The following is a 15843-nucleotide window of genomic DNA, read 5'->3' on the forward strand; positions in this document are numbered from 1 at the left end:
CGCCACCGACCGAGACGCCGCCATGTCCGCCCCGAGCATGACCCTGTACCACAACCCGCTCTCCCCCTTCGTTCGCAAAGTCATGGTGCTGCTGCACGAAACCGGCCAACAGGACCGTGTGGCCCTGCAGAACTGTGTACTCACCCCAGTCGACCCAGACCAAACGCTGATCGACGACAACCCCCTGAGCAAGATACCGGCCCTGCGCCTGGCCGACGGCAGCGTCATCCACGACAGCCGCGTGATCCTCGACTACCTCGACCACCAGCACGTCGGCAATCCGCTGATTCCCCGCGAAGGCTCCGCCCGCTGGCGGCGCCTGACCCTGGCCTCGATGGCCGACGGGATCATGGATGCAGCCGTGCTGGTGCGCTACGAAGTCGCCCTGCGCGCCCCGGAAAAACACTGGGACGCCTGGCTCGACGGCCAACGCGACAAAATCCGCCGCGCCGTGGCGCTGCTGGAAAAAGATGCGATTGCCGAACTGACCAGCCACTTCGACGTGGCGGCGATCAGCGTGGCTTGTGCGTTGGGGTACCTGGACCTGCGCCATCCCGACCTGGACTGGCGCACAGCGAATCCGCAATTGGCGGCGTGGTATTTCGAGGTGAGTCAGCGGCCTTCGATGTTGGCGACGAGGCCGAAGATTTGAAATCTACGAGAGCAAAGGACTAGCAGTTCTGATAGTAGGCAAAGGCTGAAGAAGCTCCGACACTGAGACCGCGCCGTTTTGAATCAGTGTTCGGAGATCATCCAATGCCTACGCAAGCTTCCATAACAATCTTGTTAGCAACCGATCATTCGGGCTCGGTGTTGAATGCCGTCGACACAACCAAGAATAATTCCATTGCTTACACTCCCTACGGTGATAGTCCAACGGACGGAGGCCAGCAAAGTCAACTTCGATTTAATGGCGTATTTCTGGAGTCAACGACAGGTTGTTATTTACTGGGTAATGGTTATCGAATGTACAACCCGAGATTAATGCGTTTTTTGAGCCCGGATGGATGGAGTCCGTTCAGGGCGGGGTGGTTGAATGCCTATGCTTATTGTGGAGGAGACCCGAGGAATCGATACGATTCGGACGGACACGCATTTCGCTCTCGCCTCTGGCGCCCAAACAGATTTGGCACGTTTAAACCACTACCTAAACTCAATTCCGCAAGTAGCGTATCGACGCCTGCTTCAATAAACGAGGGCTCTATCATTTACGATGTTGCCGGATCAAACATTAGTGAGAAAAGTTTCTCGTCCGGTTACGCATCCATCAAATCATATAAGAGTGTCGACGGTACCCCGCAACCACCTACGCGTTCTCCTCCCGAAAGCTTGAGGCAAGTTTCTCTTTCTGACATAGGCCCTTCCAATTCACGGCGTGGGGTTAACCCAATGCATGAGCTGATATACGGGGTTACATACCACAGAGAGGCTTATCCGAGTCAACCACTGTCTGTGGATAAATGGGTAGAATCGACTCTCAACGTTATTCCTGATGAGCCATTCAAAGCCTCTGGGCGAATGCCCGCGCCTAGGGCCGGATCAAAAAAAAACCTGGTTCGGCAGGTCGAAGGCATACGAGAACAAATGAGCGCTAAGGTTGTACGCGACCGAAAAAATCCATCTCGAGACTCTCTTGGAGGTTAAAACATTAAACTTCAAGTATGAGATGGACGAGGTGGAAACAATCTGGCGATCAAAACCGCCAGTTGTTTCCCCAGCACCCTGTCCTCCCGCAACCCCACCGACCGGCTCATTCCACCCCTCCAATATCAAACTCCAGTGGCTTGGCCACCTTCTGCCCAGCCCTATACCAATCCAGCTTGCGCGTCAGCACCATGAACGCACCCAGCACTCCGAACAGCAACAACGACCCCATCAACAGCGCGTAGTCCTCGGCACTCAACAAGCCATAAAGCAGCCCGTACAACGCCGCCAGCCCCGCCGAAAAACTCAAGCCATGGCGCACGCTGCGCAGCACGTGGCAGACATAGAACCCGATCAACAACACACAACCGCTAGCCGACAGCAAATACGCCAAGGCAAAACCGATGTGCTCGGACAACGACAGCAACAACAGATAGAAGAACGCCAGCGCCACACCCACCAACGCGTATTGCACCGGGTGCACCGCCAGGCTTTTCAGCACTTCGAACAGGAAGAAACCGGCGAAGGTCAGGACGATGAACAGCAGCGCATATTTGATGGCGCGATCACTTTTCAGGTACTGGTCCACGGGGTCAATGAAGCTCACGCCAAAGCTGCGGCCATAAAACGCCTCGCAACTGCTGCGGGCGACGCAACCGTTCAAGGCTTCTTGCAGGTTGGTGGAGAAAAACGAGGTCTGCCAGTTGGCGGTGAAGCCTTGATCGGTGATTTCACGCTGGGCCGGCAGGTAGTTGCCGATGAAGCTCGGATGCGGCCAGTTGGCGGTCAGCGAGACATTGCTGGTCTTGCCCACCGGCAGGATTTGCAACTGGCCAGTGCCCTGCAGCTTCAGGTCGAAAGCGAAAGCCAGTTCGGTGGCCTGTTTCGCCTCCAGGGCCGGCAGCGTCACATGGACACCCTCGCCCAGCCAGCCGACCTGACTGCCCGGAACGAAGTCCAGTTTCTGGTCGTTCAGTTCGAGTTTCAAGGCGTTTTCGATGCCGCGAATGTCGCTGATGCCGACCGCAAGAAACGGCTGGTCGAATTGATAGTCGGCGAAATCTTCCTTGATGCCCAGTTGCGTCGGCAGCGAAAAATGCCCGCTGATGCGGTTGTCGGCATGGAACAGCCGCGCCTGATAAATCCCCCGGGAACGCAGTTCGGTCTGGACCTGGCCGTCGAGTTCAAAGCGCTCCGGCAGGAAATACAACCGGCCGCGCTCCTCGCCAACATCCTGAGAGCGCTGGTTGGTTTTTTCGTTGAGCTTCCAGGTGCGCACCACTTTGCGGTACGGCACCACCATCAACGGCCCGCTCAATTGCTGGCTGTAGCTGGAGCTGCGGGCGATGTCTTCGAGCACGCCATCGCGCAGTTTCTGGCGGTCCTGGATCACGCCATTGATCATCAACAGCGGGATCAGCAATAACAGAATCAGTAGGGCGATGGCCCCGAGTTTCAAGGTCAAATTTCGGTTCATGGGACTCTCCCTGTTTTGGATGGGGAGAGTCTGGGATGGCTGTGTGGGGGTTTTATGGGGGGAATATGGAGATTGTGTGGAGACTGGACCGGCCCCTTCGCGAGCAGGCTCGCTCCCACAGGGGATCTTCGGTGCGGCATAGATCCTTTGTGGGAGCGAGCCTGCTCGCGAATGCAGCGACTCGGTGCTAAGCCAGGCGCAACCTGACTTCAACCCCGCCTGCAACATTGCCGATACTCATCTCCCCTCCATGCAACTTGATCACTTCTTCGACAAAGTTAAGTCCCAACCCGGTGCTTTTGCGCCCACTGTCCGGCCGGGGCAGTGAGTAGAAGCGCTCGGTCAATCGCGGCAATGCATAGTCGGGAATCGCCTCGGCCTGATTGAACAGTGTGAACTCAATCTGCTCGCCCATCCGTTCGGCGCTGAACCGCAGTACACCCTTGGCCGGGGTGAAATCCAGCGCATTCTCCAGCAGATTGCCCAGCGCCTGACGCAACAGAAAAGGTTCGCCGATCAACGTCACGGTTGATGGAATCCTTTGTTCCACACGCAGTGCCTTGCCTTCGATACGCGCCGCCTGAGCGTTCAGCAATTCATCCATCAACGCCGCCAAGGGCACTTCTAGCCGCTCCTCCAGCCCTTGCCGCTGTTCAACCTGCGCCAGGTTCAACAACCGCTCGATCAGCTGCTGCATACGCGCGCTTTCGTTGTCGATGTTGCCGACAAAACGCTGCCGTTGATCCAACGGCATCTCACCTTGCAGCAACTCCGCCGCACCGCGAATCGCCGCCAGCGGACTCTTCAATTCATGGGTCAAGGTGTGCACATAGCGCTCGACGTAAGCCTTGCCTTCCAACTGCGTGCGCATCTGCTCCACCGCCGTCGCCAATTGTTCCAGCTCACCGCCGCGATAGTGCGGCACCTCGACCCGTTGCCCCTCACTCACGGCCTGGGCATAAGCGGTCAATCGCCGCAGCGCCCGGCTCAGCCACCAGGACAGCAAGGCGCCGAACAGCACGCCGAGGCCGATCAACCCGGCGCCATAAGCCAGCAATCGGCGCTCGGTACGATCCACATAGGGCTGCAACGAGCTGTTGGGTTTGGCCACCGTGACCACGCCGATGATCCGCCCGTTATCGCGAATCGGTGCGCCGACATGCATCACCGATGAGCTTGCATCGTCAGGGTCGCTACGGCTGGAGCGAGCGCCGTACTGACCACGCAGAGTCAGATACACATCGTTCCAGCGCGAGTAATCCTGGCCGACCGCCGCGCCGCTGGAATCGAGCACCACGATGCCCTTGGCGTCGGTGACGTAGATACGATGGTTGACTTGGTTCTTCGACAAACCCCAGATATTCGCCTTCGGCTGCCGCTCACCGAAGGCCTTGAGCAGTTCCGGCCAGCGGTTCTGATTAAGGGTGCCGGCCTTGAAATCGTCGCGCAGGATCTCGGCCATCAGGTTGGCGGTATCAACCAGGGTTTCCTCGGTGGACTGGCGCACTCCAGGGCGAATTTCTTCCATCACGGTGTTGAGCACGAAGTAGCCGGTCAGGCCGATGAACAGCACATAGACCAGGAAAATCCGCATCCCCAACGGCATCAGCTGTGCCCCGGGTTGTAGCTGTAGCCGAGGCCGCGATGGGTCTGGATCGGCTCGGCATCGGCCTTCACCAGGCGCAGTTTGGCGCGCACGCTTTTGATGTGGCTGTCGATGCTGCGCTCGTAACCGGCATCGGCGGCCACGCCCAGCGCATCAAGCAATTGCTCGCGACTGAACACGCGTTCGGGCTGCTCCAGCAGACATTGCAGCAGGCGGAACTCATGACGTGTGAGAGTCAGCAGCTGACCGCGATAGCTGATCTGCACCCGCTCGCTGTCGATGCGAAACAGTGTTGACGCCGACTCTTCTATCGCACGCGGGGCCATGCGTTTGAGAATCGCCCGGACCCGCGCCGCCACTTCCCGGGGGCTGAACGGCTTGACCACGTAATCGTCGGCACCGATCTCCAGACCCACCACACGGTCGATTTCGCCATCGCGAGCACTGAGAAACATCACCGGCACATCACTGAAACGCCGCAGTTGCTTGCAGGTTTCAAAACCGCTGATATCCGGCAGGCCGATGTCGAGGATGATCAGATCCGCCGGCGTCTGTTGCTGATACTCCAGCGCAGTCGCGCCAAGGCTCAGCCAGGTGGTGGTGAACCCCTCGCCTTGCAAGGCAAAAATCAGGGTGTCGGCAATCGCCGCTTCGTCTTCGACAATCAGGATATGAGGCATGGCGTCCGAGCCCGTCAGGTGAGTGGGCGAACGGTGAACCAAGGGGGAATCGGCGTCAATCGGCAAGGGTAAATCAGTGGCGTGGTCTGTAGGACCTAGCAGTTGTGATAGTAGGCAAAGGCCGAAAAAGGACTGAGTCTGATACCCCTTACTTGGAATCTGGCGCAGGGATTAACCAATGCCTACTCATTCATTCAAAACAATCCTGCTGGCAACCGATCAACAACGTTCGGTGTTGAATGCTCTCCACGGGAATCAACCCCATCCCATCGCTTACACACCCTATGGTCATCGCCCACGGGAAAACGGCGGGTGCAACTTGCTTGGATTTAATGGCGAACTGCCTGACGCGCAGACTGGGCATTATCATTTGGGGAATGGGTATCGGGAGTTCAATCCGGTGTTGATGCGGTTTAACAGCACGGATAGTTGGAGTCCGTTTGGGAAGGGGGGGTTGAATGCGTATGCGTATTGTGGAGGGGATCCGGTTAATCGGTCAGATCCAACAGGCCATATGTGGAAGGACTTTAAATCTTTTCTTCGTGAAAATGTCAGGGTAGGCGCGGCCAAGCCCCCGAAGACCACATCAAAAAATGGTGCCCGTAGCAACCCCAATGCGTCGAGATCGGCGGGTGCCTCTAGGCCGCACCAGTTGCCTTCCAAAAAGCCCAGTGCCGAATTCGAATCAAAAGCCACAGCCAAGACACAAGAATCACAGACAGCTTCAACGGGACAGCAAACTAGCATTAGAAACCTTGATGCTTCCGACATCACAAAAAACCGATTGTTGAATCGCCGAACGAAATCACTGGGCCACATTTCAGAAGACTTCAATGAATACTTGGACGGGTTCTATTTTTCAAAACAAGTTGGCCCAGATGGCGGCTTTCTCACTTCCAAATTCGCCGCGATTCCAACAAGTACACACGCAAGGCTATACGCTGCAATGGCTTCAGAGTTTTTAGCGCTTCCAACCCAGGAAATACAAAAAATAATTAGAACAGGAGGTCAAAAATAAGTGGATTGATTAACAATCCGGCTTATCCGCCGTAAACCGTCTCGCCGGATTCACCGCCGCCCCAAACTCGCGCAACGCCTTCGCACCGATCAGCAGCGGATAATTGAAACTGCTGCGGTCAGTCAGGTTCACCTCAACCGTGCGCTTGACGTTACCCAGGCACAACTCCAGATCAACCACCGGCCGCTTGGTAGGCGCGGCCACGTCTTCATCCTCGTCTTCTTCGGAGCGGGTCTTGATCTTGCTGATTCGCGCAATCTTGTGTTCGTACACCTTGTTGCTCGCATCCTTGGTAGCCAGACGGAAACGCACCCAATCCTCGCCATCGCGGGTGAAGGTTTCGATGTCCTTGGCCGACAGTGACGCGGTCAAAGCGCCGGTGTCCATTTTGGCCTTGAGCACTTCACCGCCGATTTCCGGCAGCGCAATGTATTCGTAACGCCCGTAGAGGGTCGGCTCGGCGGCCAGGGCCGGCAGGGCGATGAGCGACAGCAGTGCGAGAAGGGATTTCACGTGATCGTTGTCCTTGAAAGATGGGCAGCGGAATTTTAGACAACCCGCCAGCTATTCGTTCGTTCTTCTGCTCGCGAAGAGGCCGGCACAGTCACCCGAGTATCTGAACCCGATAGCGTTACTCCAGCCTACCGCCGCAAAGGTGAAACATTCGTCATCCGCCGATTTGGCCTGCCGCCCGAAGCTGCTTATCATGGCGCGCCCACACGCTTTCAAGAGTTGCCTATGCGCCGCCTGCTCACCGGCTGTTTCGTCACCCTGCTGCTGTTGCTCAACACGTTGGTCCTGTTCGGGCCGTTGATGGTGTTTGCCCTGCTCAAGCTGGTCCTGCCCGGTCGTTTTCGCGATTACGCGTCATGGGCGGTGATGTGGATTGCCGAGACCTGGGCCGAGATCGACAAACTGATCTTCCGCCTGTGCATCCCCACTCAGTGGGACATTCGTGGCGGTGACGATCTCCGCACCGACACCTCATACCTGGTGATCAGCAATCATCAATCCTGGGTCGATATTCCAGCGCTGATCCAGACGCTGAACCGGCGCACGCCGTTCTTCAAATTCTTCCTCAAGAAAGAACTGATCTGGGTGCCGTTCCTGGGTCTGGCATGGTGGGCACTGGATTACCCGTTCATGAAGCGCTACACCAAGGCCTTTCTGGCGAAGAACCCGGAGCTGGCCGGCAAGGATCTGGAGATCACCAAACAGGCCTGCGAATTGTTCAAGCGTCAGCCAGTCACCGTGGTCAATTACCTGGAAGGCACTCGCTACACCAGCGCCAAAAGCGTGCAGCAGCAATCACCGTTCACCCACCTGCTCAGGCCCAAGGCGGGCGGTGTGGCATTCGTGCTGGCCGCGATGGGCGAACAACTGGATGCGATTCTCGACGTCACGGTGGTCTATCCACAGCAAGCGATTCCGGGTTTCTGGGACTTGATCAGCGGCAACGTGCCGAGGGTCATCATCGACATCAAGACCCGCGAACTCGACCCGGCACTGTGGCAGGGCGATTATGAAAACGATCCGCTGTTTCGTGAGCAGGTCCAGAACTGGGTCAACCAGCTCTGGACCGAGAAAGACCGGCGCATCGACGCCTTGCGCACCGAAAGCCGCTGATCAGCTGTCGGTGTCAATTCCAGAGCCCGTGCCCCAGATGCCGCCCAGACTCTGCAGCAGCGAACCACCGACGCCTTGTTGACCGAGGTATTGCAGGATCACCGGGGCAAACAGGCCAACCATGCCGCTGTCCATGCCCAGGGTACTGAAGGCGTTGTTCAGGTCGTCGGTGCTTTTAACGTTGCCCAACGCGTTATTCAGCCCGGCCACCTGGCCGGTAGCCCCGAGTAATCCGGCGAGAGCGCCCAGCTCCCCGCCACCGGACAAAATGTCGAGGCCCGGCACGCTTTTGGCCAGCTCCGAGTAGTCGGTCGAACTCAACTGGTTCTTCGCCAATCCGAGCATCGCCCCGGCACCGCCGAAAGCTTGCTGCGGGGTCACGTTCAACTGGCTAAGAGCGCCCAGCAGGTCTGCGGTCTCTGAAGTCGGCGCAGCCTGCGTGGCGGCGTTTTCACCTTGCATCCCGGAAATGGCATTGGCCGCATCGCCCAGGCTGAACTGGGCAAACACCGGGCTGGCCGCCAGGGTCATGAGCGATGCCAGGGCAAAACCGCGTAAAATCTTCATTCGGACATCCTCTTGTGCCATGAAAAACGCCCGGTTGATGGGCGCAAAGCTGCCGGTTTGACCGGGGATGCGTGGGCATGTTCCTGGGTGCAGTGGGCATTTTCTAACCTACTTACGAGCGGGAGGCGGCGAACCTATCAGTTCTGCTAGTAGGCAGTGTTGAAGGATTGCGCCACAGTGAAATTCTTATCCGATCGTCCGCTCAGAGAACTCTGATTATGCAACCGAACCTCAAGTCCCTCTGTAGTTACCGCTACGACGCACTTGATCGACTGGTCGGTTGCACCCCCCTAGCGGAATCCAGCACCCAACGTTTTTACATGAAAGATCGTCTGGCTACTGAGATTCAAGGCGTGGAGCAGCGTTCGATCATGCAACACGAAGAGCGACTACTGGCGCAGCAACAGCATAAGAGCGGCTTTGCGATAGAGACATCTCTGCTCGCCACTGACCAACAGCGTTCGGTATTGAATGTGTCTGATGCGATACGATCCAACTCTCTCGCCTACACACCCTACGGTCATCACACATTAGATAATGGTTTGCTCAGCCTGCTCGGCTTCAACGGCGAACGGCTAGATCCGGTGACAAGGCGTTATTTGTTGGGAAATGGTTATCGGGCATATAACCCGAAACTGATGCGTTTTAATAGCCCGGATAGTTGGAGCCCGTTCGGGAAGGGCGGGCTGAACGCGTATGCGTATTGCGACGGGTGTCCGGTAAACCGTCAGGATCCGACAGGGCATAGTTGGGCCACAATAAAATTAAAACTAAATACAATCTCTAAAATGAACAAACCAACCCCACCGAACAATGCTACACATGTACCTCGCAGTGGCCCCATGAAAAACATCCACAGGATAGGTGAGGGTGCCGTCAGCTTCGAGGATATTTACAAAGGAAACCGACGTCTAAACTTCTTCGCTCACGGCAATAAACCATCTCCAGGTCAAAGTTCTAAAATAGGAGTCAATGGAGAGCTGTGGGATGCAGCGCGCCTTTACTCAGAGGCGCAGGCCCAAGGCATAGATTTCAAACAATTTGATAGCGTACGAATATTAGCCTGCTACTCGGGAAACGGTGGAGTTAATTCATTTGCAGCAAACATCAACAAACTCACCAATAAACCAACCAAAGGATATATAGGAACCGTTCAAAGCTGGCAAAATACATTTGACCCACGAGAACAGATAGATGCGTACTACGAAAAATTCAAAAAAAATGCAAACCAATTCTACAATGAAGATTACCCCGATATAAAATTATCCATTTTCAAACACAACCCATACATCCCAAAAACTCAGGCACGCGCCTACTTCAAACACAACTTTCTATCAGTCAGATTTCCCCAATAAAAAAGGGCGACAACAAGTCGCCCCACATATTGTAAAATTTGTTACGCCGCACTAAACAACTTATGCGGATCAATCACAAACTTCTTCGGCACGCCCGCATCAAACTCGCCATACCCCTCAGGCGCCTGATCCAGGCTGATCACCTGCACGCCCACCACTTCCGCGATGTTGATCCGGTCACATGATCGCCTGCATCTCCTGGCGGACGTACTTCTTCACCGGGGTCTGGCCGGTGTGGAAGCGATGAGGTCTGGCCGTCAATGCCTTGTGTAAACCCAGTATTCCTATCAGTTCTGCTAGTAGGCAGTATTCAGGGATTGCGCCACAGTGAAGTCTTGAATCGATGGCCATTCAGGGGAACTCAGCCCATGCAGCCCAAACTCCACACGCCACTCGTTAACTACCATTACGACGCACTGAATCGGCTGGTTGCCAGCACACCTTCGGCGCAAGCCACCGCCCAGCGCTTCTACCAGAAAAACCAGCTGATTACCGAGGTTCAGGGCGCTGTAAAACGTTCGATCATGCAGAGCGACGGTCAACCTCTGGCGCAGCAACAACGCCAGGGCAGTGCGGCGGTGGAGGCATCTCTGCTCGCGACCGATCTACAGGGGTCAGTGTTGAAGGTACTGGACGCGATTCAATCTCACCCCCTCGCCTACACACCCTACGGCCATCGCCCATTGGGGAACGGTTTGCTCAGCCTGCTCGGTTTCAACGCCGAGCGACCTGATCCGGTGACCGGCTGTTACTTGTTGGGGACTGGGCATCATCGGCCGTTCAATCCGGTGTTGATGCGGTTTATCTGTCTGGATAGTTGGAGTCCGTTTGGGGAGGGCGGGGTGAATGTATATGCGTATTGCGCGGGGGATCCAGTAAATCGGAAAGATCCAACGGGGCATAACTGGCTTTCGGTAATGCTCAAGTGGGTAAAGGACTTGGTGCCGAGCAAGGCAGCAAAAACCACCATCTCTGACATGCCCAATGAGATCATCGAAAAAATATTAGGGAATCTTGATGGAAATGACCTTGCAAACGTCGCCAAAACATCAAAACGAATGAATGACAACGTTAAAGCTCTATCAACTATAAACATGGTTAAGCTAATTAATAAAACTCCTGAAAGAGGACTTTTGCCCCTCGTAACTGATGTTGGACTCGGTCATACCCGAGGAGTAGCTCCCTCTGCAGCCGTAGCGTCCGGGACAACTATCGCAGATGCACAGAGGCATTTCCCATATCCGATGGTCGCAGTACGCCAAAATGGATCAATAACTTTTGGAAGTTTTCCCCAAGGCTCACATCCTCAGCTGAATTTTCCTGTTGCCGCATCAAGCATAAGAAGTGGGAACTGGTTCTGACCGTTTTAGGAACTTAACTCCGCTTCAGCATCGTTTGCCACCAAATTCAAAAAAGGGCGACATCAAGTCGCCCTTTTCAATTCATCTTCCTTTACGCCGCACTAAACAACTTATGCGGATCAATCACAAACTTTTTAGGCACGCCCGCATCAAACTCGCCATACCCTTCCGGCGCCTGATCCAGGCTGATCACCTGCACACCCACCACTTCCGCGATGTTGATCCGGTCACATGATCGCCTGCATCTCCTGGCGGACGTACTTCTTCACCGGGGTCTGGCCGGTGTGGAAGCGATGAGGTCTGGCCGTCAATGCCTTGTGTAAACCCAGTATTCCTATCAGTTCTGCTAGTAGGCAGCGGTCAGGGATTGCGCCACAGTGAAGCCTTGAACCGATGGCCATTCAGGGGAACTCAGCCCATGCAGCCCAAACTCCATACGCCACTCGTTAACTACCATTACGACGCACTGAATCGGCTGGTTGCCAGCACACCTTCGGCGCAAGCCACCGCCCAGCGCTTTTACCAGAAAAACCAGCTGGTTACTGAGGTTCAGGGCGCTGTAAAGCGTTCGATCATGCAGAGCGACGGTCAACCTCTGGCGCAGCAACAGCGCCAGAGCAGTGCAACTGTGGAGTCGTCTCTGCTCGCAACCGATCTGCAGAGGTCAGTGTTGAACGTACTGGACGCAATACAATCTCACCCCTTCGCCTACGCACCCTACGGCCATCGCCCATGGGGGAACGGTTTGCTCAGCCTGCTCGGCTTCAACGGCGAATGGCCTGATCCGGTCACCGGCTGTTACTTGTTGGGGACCGGGTTTCATCGGCCATTCAATCCGGTGTTGGGGCGCTTCATTTGCCCGGACAATAGGAGTCCATTTGGGGCGGGTGGATTGAATGCATACGCGTATTGCCTGGGGGATCCGGTGAATCGGAGTGACCCAAATGGACATTGGTCAATTAGCGGAATAATGCACTCGGTATGGAAATCTTTAGCCAGCCTTGGCAGGCACGCTGCCTCAAGGGTCATGGGAACTGGAAATGTGCCTGCGACTGGTGTAAATCGAGTGGCAAGAGTTGCCTCTATCGATGAGATTGGGTCGATCAGTGGAAGGCAACCCATCTCGATGCCTGCACCTATCAATACTTCGGCCCCATTGCGTCGTTCTTCCGAAGTATCTCTTTCTGACAGTTTTGAGTTTAAGGGCTTGGATGTAGTAGGGCCGGAGCGTCATCGTGCTGTTGTACGCCCAAATTTAGGACCTGAAGATTGGGCCGATCTCAATCTTGTCTTCAGCAACGCACCAAGCGATGCAACAACAAGTGAATTGATGAGAGTTCTCGACGAAATGCGCAATGTCAGAACCGGTCGTACGACTCTGCAAAATTCAACGACATTTCTGGAACAGTTTATTGGCCACTGAAACCTCTTTACACATCAGAAGCAAGAAGGTCACTTCACGTCGACCTTCTTGCTTGTAGCTCTTACGCCGCACTAAACAACTTATGCGGATCAATCACAAACTTCTTCGGCACGCCCGCATCAAACTCGCCATACCCCTCAGGCGCCTGATCCAGGCTGATCACCTGCACGCCCACCACTTCGGCGATGTTGATACGGTCCCACATGATCGCCTGCATCAGTTGGCGGTTGTACTTCATCACCGGGGTCTGGCCGGTGTGGAAGCTGTGGGATTTGGCCCAGCCCAGGCCGAAGCGGATGCTCAGGCTGCCCATTTTCGCGGCGGCGTCCACGGCACCTGGATCTTCGGTGACGTAGAGGCCCGGGATGCCGATTTTGCCGGCTACGCGTACCACGCCCATCAACGAGTTGAGTACGGTGGCCGGGGCTTCGTGCTTGACGCCGTCGTGACCGTGGCCGCGGGCTTCAAAGCCTACGGCGTCGATGGCGCAATCCACTTCCGGTTCACCCAGCAGCGCGGCGATTTGTTCGTGCAGTGGGGTGTCGAGGGACAGGTCGGCGATTTCAAAGCCCTGGGCCTTGGCGTGGGCCAGGCGCACGGTGTTGACGTCACCGACGATCACCACCGCTGCGCCCAACAGGCGAGCGGAAGCGGCAGCGGCCAGACCGACCGGGCCGGCACCCGCGATGTACACGGTGCTGCCTGGGCCGACACCGGCGGTCACTGCGCCGTGATAACCGGTCGGCAGGATGTCGGAAAGGCAGGTCAGGTCGCGGATTTTTGCCATCGCGCGATCGCGATCAGGCAGTTTGAGCAGGTTGAAGTCGGCGTACGGCACCATCGCGTATTCCGCCTGGCCGCCGGTCCAGTCGCCCATGTCGACATAACCATAAGCACCGCCCGGACGCGCCGGGTTGACGCTCAGGCACACGCCGGTGTGCATTTCCTTGCAGGAACGGCAGCGCCCGCAAGCCACGTTGAACGGTACGGACACCAGGTCGCCGATTTGCAGGTTTTCGACGTCGCGGCCCTTTTCGATCACTTCACCGGTGATTTCGTGACCCAGGACCAGGCCGGTTTGAGCGGTAGTACGACCGCGCACCATGTGCTGATCGGAACCACAGATGTTGGTGGACACCACACGCAGGATGACGGCGTGCTCAATCTTCCTGCCGCGCGGGTCCTGCATTTTCGGATAGTCGATTTTCTGTACTTCGACCTTGCCAGCGCCGAGATACACCACACCACGATTGCCAGACATGCTTTCACCTCGCTGTTGTTTTTATGTAGCGGTCGCGTCGCCGGGGAGTGGCGGCGCGTTGATTGCTCGGGTTATTGCCTGTGTCTTTTTGCGTTGTCTGTTATGGCCTCATCGCTAGCAGGCTAGCTCCCACCGTGGACCGGGTTGAACACAGGACTTGTGAACGACACAAAATCCTGTGGGAGCTAGCCTGCTGGCGATGGCGATCTAAAGAACGACCGTACGATTGGCGTTCAAAAACACTCTTCTCTCAATGTGATAACCCACGGCCCGGGCCAGGGTCAGGCCTTCGATGTCCCGCCCCTTGGCGATCAGATCTTCGGGGTAATGGCTGTGATCCACCACCTCGACCCCTTGGGCGATGATCGGCCCTTCATCCAGATCGTTGTTGATGTAGTGCGCCGTGGCGCCGACCAGTTTCACACCCTTGTTATAGGCCTGGTGATAGGGCTTGGCGCCCTTGAAACCCGGCAGCAGGGAGTGGTGGATGTTGATCGCCTTGCCGTCGAGTTTTCGGCATAGCTCCGGTGACAAGACCTGCATATAGCGGGCAAGGATCACCAGTTCGGCACCCGACTCTTCGATCACCTGCAACACCTGACGCTCCTGTGAAGGCTTGTCATTGGGGTCCAGCGGGAAGTGGTAGTACGGAATCTGGTGCCAGTCCGCCAGCGGCTTGAGGTCGGGGTGGTTGGAGACCACGGCGGCCACGTCCATGGACAACTGGCCGATACGCTGGCGGTAGAGCAAATCGTTGAGGCAGTGATCGGCCTTGGACACCATGATCACCACTTTCGGGCGGTGATGGGGCGGGGTCAGCTCGAAAATCATACCGAAAGCTTCCCCGCGCTCGGCAAGGCCTGCACGGAACGACTGCTCGTCGAAACCGTCGGGCTGGCGAAACTCCACACGAATGAAGAAACGCCCCGAGAGGCGGTCATCGAAGGAGTGGTGTTCGGTGACGTAGCAGCCCTGCTCGAACAGAAAGCGGGTCACCGCGTCCACCGTGCCGAGCACGCTGGGGCAGTCGGCGGTCAGAATCCATGTGTCTGGGGCGCGGCTCATAGTGCGGTGACTCCTGTAACAAATTCTGTGGTCACTGAGAACTTTGTGGCGAGGAAGCTTGCTCCCTCGCCACAAAAGCGGTCATGAACCGAGTTACGCCTGAACGCTAAGGCCGTACTCAGCCGATGCATCCTGCAACCACAACCACCAGTAGTCCGAGAAGCTGCGGCGGATCAGCAGTTCCCAGGTGTCTTCGGCGGTGTGGCGGATCATCAGTTGCGACTTGGCGAACACCGTGCCGACCGCCTTGCCCACCGGGAAGTTGTTGGGGTGCACGTCATAGCTGGTGGACTTCATCAGCACCTGGCGCACGTTCGGGCCGCTCAGTTCGAGGATCTGCTGGCCACCGCTGACGTTGACGATCTGAATGTGCAAATCGCCCAGCGCTTCACGCAGTTTTTTCTCGGCAGCGAATTCTTCGCCGGTCGGGACAATAAGCAGCCACTCATCCGGGCCCATCCATTGCAGGCTGGTTTCGCCTTTGACGATAACCGTCAGCGCGCCGGGCAATTCGATACCCAGGGCCTTGTGCACGCCCGCGGCGAACGCGGCATCGTGGCCATCGCCACGGATGGTCAGATGGCCGAGGAGTTTTTTCTCGCGCACGGTCACGCCGGCGTTCTTGCGACCCTTGCCCACCAGGCTGGCGAGGTCGGCATGATGCAGCGACGACTCGGCCTTGGCCCCGGTGGTTGGGCGTTGTTGGTAAACATTGGCTGCGGTCATAAAGCACCTTTCCTGAATTCTGTTGGTTTCTGTG

15 protein-coding genes and 2 pseudogenes are annotated in these 15843 nt (G+C 56.5%); 7 read left to right on the top strand and 10 right to left on the bottom strand.

Annotated elements, in window-relative coordinates:
* Positions 1 to 22 precede the first annotated feature (22 nt).
* Both AC07ZE_RS27415 and AC07ZE_RS27420 read left to right on the top strand, forming a co-directional pair.
* Positions 23 to 652 carry a glutathione S-transferase gene (locus AC07ZE_RS27415; protein WP_207267510.1) on the top strand — a complete coding sequence of 210 codons (630 nt, stop codon included), beginning with the start codon at positions 23 to 25 and terminating at the stop codon, positions 650 to 652.
* A gap of 104 nt (positions 653 to 756) precedes the next feature.
* Positions 757 to 1644 (top strand): RHS repeat-associated core domain-containing protein, encoded by an 888-nt coding sequence (locus AC07ZE_RS27420; RefSeq protein ID WP_207267511.1) that lies wholly within the window; start codon positions 757 to 759, stop codon positions 1642 to 1644.
* 106 nt (positions 1645 to 1750) lie between these two features.
* On the opposite strand, the gene creD is transcribed toward AC07ZE_RS27420, so the two are convergent.
* From creD to creB, 3 genes are all read right to left on the bottom strand, one after another.
* Complete coding sequence (gene creD / locus AC07ZE_RS27425) at positions 1751 to 3121, bottom strand: cell envelope integrity protein CreD (protein ID WP_207267512.1); 1371 nt, start codon at positions 3119 to 3121, stop codon at positions 1751 to 1753.
* A 187-nt stretch (positions 3122 to 3308) separates the two neighbouring features.
* Positions 3309 to 4727, bottom strand: coding sequence for a two-component system sensor histidine kinase CreC (gene creC / locus AC07ZE_RS27430; protein WP_207267513.1), 1419 nt, complete (start codon positions 4725 to 4727; stop codon positions 3309 to 3311).
* The gene (gene creB / locus AC07ZE_RS27435) at positions 4727 to 5407 is read right to left on the bottom strand and encodes a two-component system response regulator CreB (RefSeq protein WP_207267514.1); all 681 of its coding nucleotides are present in this window, start codon (positions 5405 to 5407) and stop codon (positions 4727 to 4729) included. The genes creC and creB overlap by 1 nt, the downstream gene beginning before the upstream one ends.
* A gap of 178 nt (positions 5408 to 5585) precedes the next feature.
* Between creB and AC07ZE_RS27440 the strand changes: the two genes are divergently transcribed.
* Positions 5586 to 6425: an RHS repeat-associated core domain-containing protein gene (locus tag AC07ZE_RS27440; RefSeq protein ID WP_207267515.1), complete on the top strand. Its 840-nt coding sequence runs from the start codon at positions 5586 to 5588 to the stop codon at positions 6423 to 6425.
* A 9-nt stretch (positions 6426 to 6434) separates the two neighbouring features.
* On the opposite strand, the gene rloA2 is transcribed toward AC07ZE_RS27440, so the two are convergent.
* Positions 6435 to 6938, bottom strand: coding sequence for a retropepsin-like aspartic peptidase RloA2 (gene rloA2 / locus AC07ZE_RS27445; protein WP_207267516.1), 504 nt, complete (start codon positions 6936 to 6938; stop codon positions 6435 to 6437).
* A gap of 225 nt (positions 6939 to 7163) precedes the next feature.
* On the opposite strand from rloA2, the gene yihG reads away from it, so the two are divergent.
* The gene (yihG, locus tag AC07ZE_RS27450; protein ID WP_207267517.1) at positions 7164 to 8051 is read left to right on the top strand and encodes a 1-acylglycerol-3-phosphate O-acyltransferase, YihG family; all 888 of its coding nucleotides are present in this window, start codon (positions 7164 to 7166) and stop codon (positions 8049 to 8051) included.
* Here the strand turns inward: yihG and AC07ZE_RS27455 are convergent, their stop codons facing one another.
* Positions 8052 to 8618 (bottom strand): DUF2780 domain-containing protein, encoded by a 567-nt coding sequence (locus tag AC07ZE_RS27455; RefSeq protein ID WP_207267518.1) that lies wholly within the window; start codon positions 8616 to 8618, stop codon positions 8052 to 8054.
* Positions 8619 to 8836: 218 nt separating this feature from the next.
* Between AC07ZE_RS27455 and AC07ZE_RS27460 the strand changes: the two genes are divergently transcribed.
* Positions 8837 to 9973, top strand: coding sequence for an RHS repeat-associated core domain-containing protein (locus AC07ZE_RS27460; protein WP_207267519.1), 1137 nt, complete (start codon positions 8837 to 8839; stop codon positions 9971 to 9973).
* Positions 9974 to 10014: 41 nt separating this feature from the next.
* Here the strand turns inward: AC07ZE_RS27460 and AC07ZE_RS27465 are convergent.
* Positions 10015 to 10228 (bottom strand): annotated as a pseudogene (locus tag AC07ZE_RS27465) (formaldehyde dehydrogenase, glutathione-independent); the annotation flags it as partial.
* Positions 10229 to 10341: 113 nt separating this feature from the next.
* On the opposite strand from AC07ZE_RS27465, the gene AC07ZE_RS27470 reads away from it, so the two are divergent.
* Positions 10342 to 11334: an RHS repeat-associated core domain-containing protein gene (locus AC07ZE_RS27470; RefSeq protein WP_207267520.1), complete on the top strand. Its 993-nt coding sequence runs from the start codon at positions 10342 to 10344 to the stop codon at positions 11332 to 11334.
* Between the two features lie 91 nt (positions 11335 to 11425).
* Here the strand turns inward: AC07ZE_RS27470 and AC07ZE_RS27475 are convergent.
* Positions 11426 to 11639: pseudogene (locus tag AC07ZE_RS27475) on the bottom strand (formaldehyde dehydrogenase, glutathione-independent); the annotation flags it as partial.
* Positions 11640 to 11752: 113 nt separating this feature from the next.
* Between AC07ZE_RS27475 and AC07ZE_RS27480 the strand changes: the two are divergent.
* Complete coding sequence (locus AC07ZE_RS27480; RefSeq protein ID WP_207267521.1) at positions 11753 to 12757, top strand: RHS repeat-associated core domain-containing protein; 1005 nt, start codon at positions 11753 to 11755, stop codon at positions 12755 to 12757.
* A gap of 61 nt (positions 12758 to 12818) precedes the next feature.
* On the opposite strand, the gene fdhA is transcribed toward AC07ZE_RS27480, so the two are convergent.
* The 3 genes from fdhA to AC07ZE_RS27495 all read right to left on the bottom strand — a co-directional run bounded on the left by fdhA (position 12819) and on the right by AC07ZE_RS27495 (position 15809).
* On the bottom strand, positions 12819 to 14018 hold the full coding sequence (fdhA, locus tag AC07ZE_RS27485; RefSeq protein ID WP_008057129.1) for a formaldehyde dehydrogenase, glutathione-independent: 1200 nt from the start codon (positions 14016 to 14018) through the stop codon (positions 12819 to 12821).
* A 207-nt stretch (positions 14019 to 14225) separates the two neighbouring features.
* Positions 14226 to 15083 (bottom strand): formyltetrahydrofolate deformylase, encoded by an 858-nt coding sequence (gene purU, locus AC07ZE_RS27490; protein WP_207267522.1) that lies wholly within the window; start codon positions 15081 to 15083, stop codon positions 14226 to 14228.
* 93 nt (positions 15084 to 15176) lie between these two features.
* Entirely contained in the window at positions 15177 to 15809 is a 633-nt protein-coding gene (locus AC07ZE_RS27495; RefSeq protein ID WP_207267523.1) for a sarcosine oxidase subunit gamma, read from the bottom strand.
* Positions 15810 to 15843: the final 34 nt, after the last annotated feature.

The sequence above is a fragment of the Pseudomonas sp. GW101-3H06 genome, assembly GCF_059424605.1.

Coding starts and splice junctions, on each gene's coding strand:
- AC07ZE_RS27415 (WP_207267510.1), top strand. CDS start 23: ATGTCCGCCCCGAGCATGACCCTGTACCACAACCCGCTCTCCCCCTTC.
- AC07ZE_RS27420 (WP_207267511.1), top strand. CDS start 757: ATGCCTACGCAAGCTTCCATAACAATCTTGTTAGCAACCGATCATTCG.
- creD (WP_207267512.1), bottom strand. CDS start 3,121: ATGAACCGAAATTTGACCTTGAAACTCGGGGCCATCGCCCTACTGATT.
- creC (WP_207267513.1), bottom strand. CDS start 4,727: ATGCCGTTGGGGATGCGGATTTTCCTGGTCTATGTGCTGTTCATCGGC.
- creB (WP_207267514.1), bottom strand. CDS start 5,407: ATGCCTCATATCCTGATTGTCGAAGACGAAGCGGCGATTGCCGACACC.
- AC07ZE_RS27440 (WP_207267515.1), top strand. CDS start 5,586: ATGCCTACTCATTCATTCAAAACAATCCTGCTGGCAACCGATCAACAA.
- yihG (WP_207267517.1), top strand. CDS start 7,164: ATGCGCCGCCTGCTCACCGGCTGTTTCGTCACCCTGCTGCTGTTGCTC.
- AC07ZE_RS27455 (WP_207267518.1), bottom strand. CDS start 8,618: ATGAAGATTTTACGCGGTTTTGCCCTGGCATCGCTCATGACCCTGGCG.
- AC07ZE_RS27460 (WP_207267519.1), top strand. CDS start 8,837: ATGCAACCGAACCTCAAGTCCCTCTGTAGTTACCGCTACGACGCACTT.
- AC07ZE_RS27470 (WP_207267520.1), top strand. CDS start 10,342: ATGCAGCCCAAACTCCACACGCCACTCGTTAACTACCATTACGACGCA.
- AC07ZE_RS27480 (WP_207267521.1), top strand. CDS start 11,753: ATGCAGCCCAAACTCCATACGCCACTCGTTAACTACCATTACGACGCA.
- fdhA (WP_008057129.1), bottom strand. CDS start 14,018: ATGTCTGGCAATCGTGGTGTGGTGTATCTCGGCGCTGGCAAGGTCGAA.
- purU (WP_207267522.1), bottom strand. CDS start 15,083: ATGAGCCGCGCCCCAGACACATGGATTCTGACCGCCGACTGCCCCAGC.
- AC07ZE_RS27495 (WP_207267523.1), bottom strand. CDS start 15,809: ATGACCGCAGCCAATGTTTACCAACAACGCCCAACCACCGGGGCCAAG.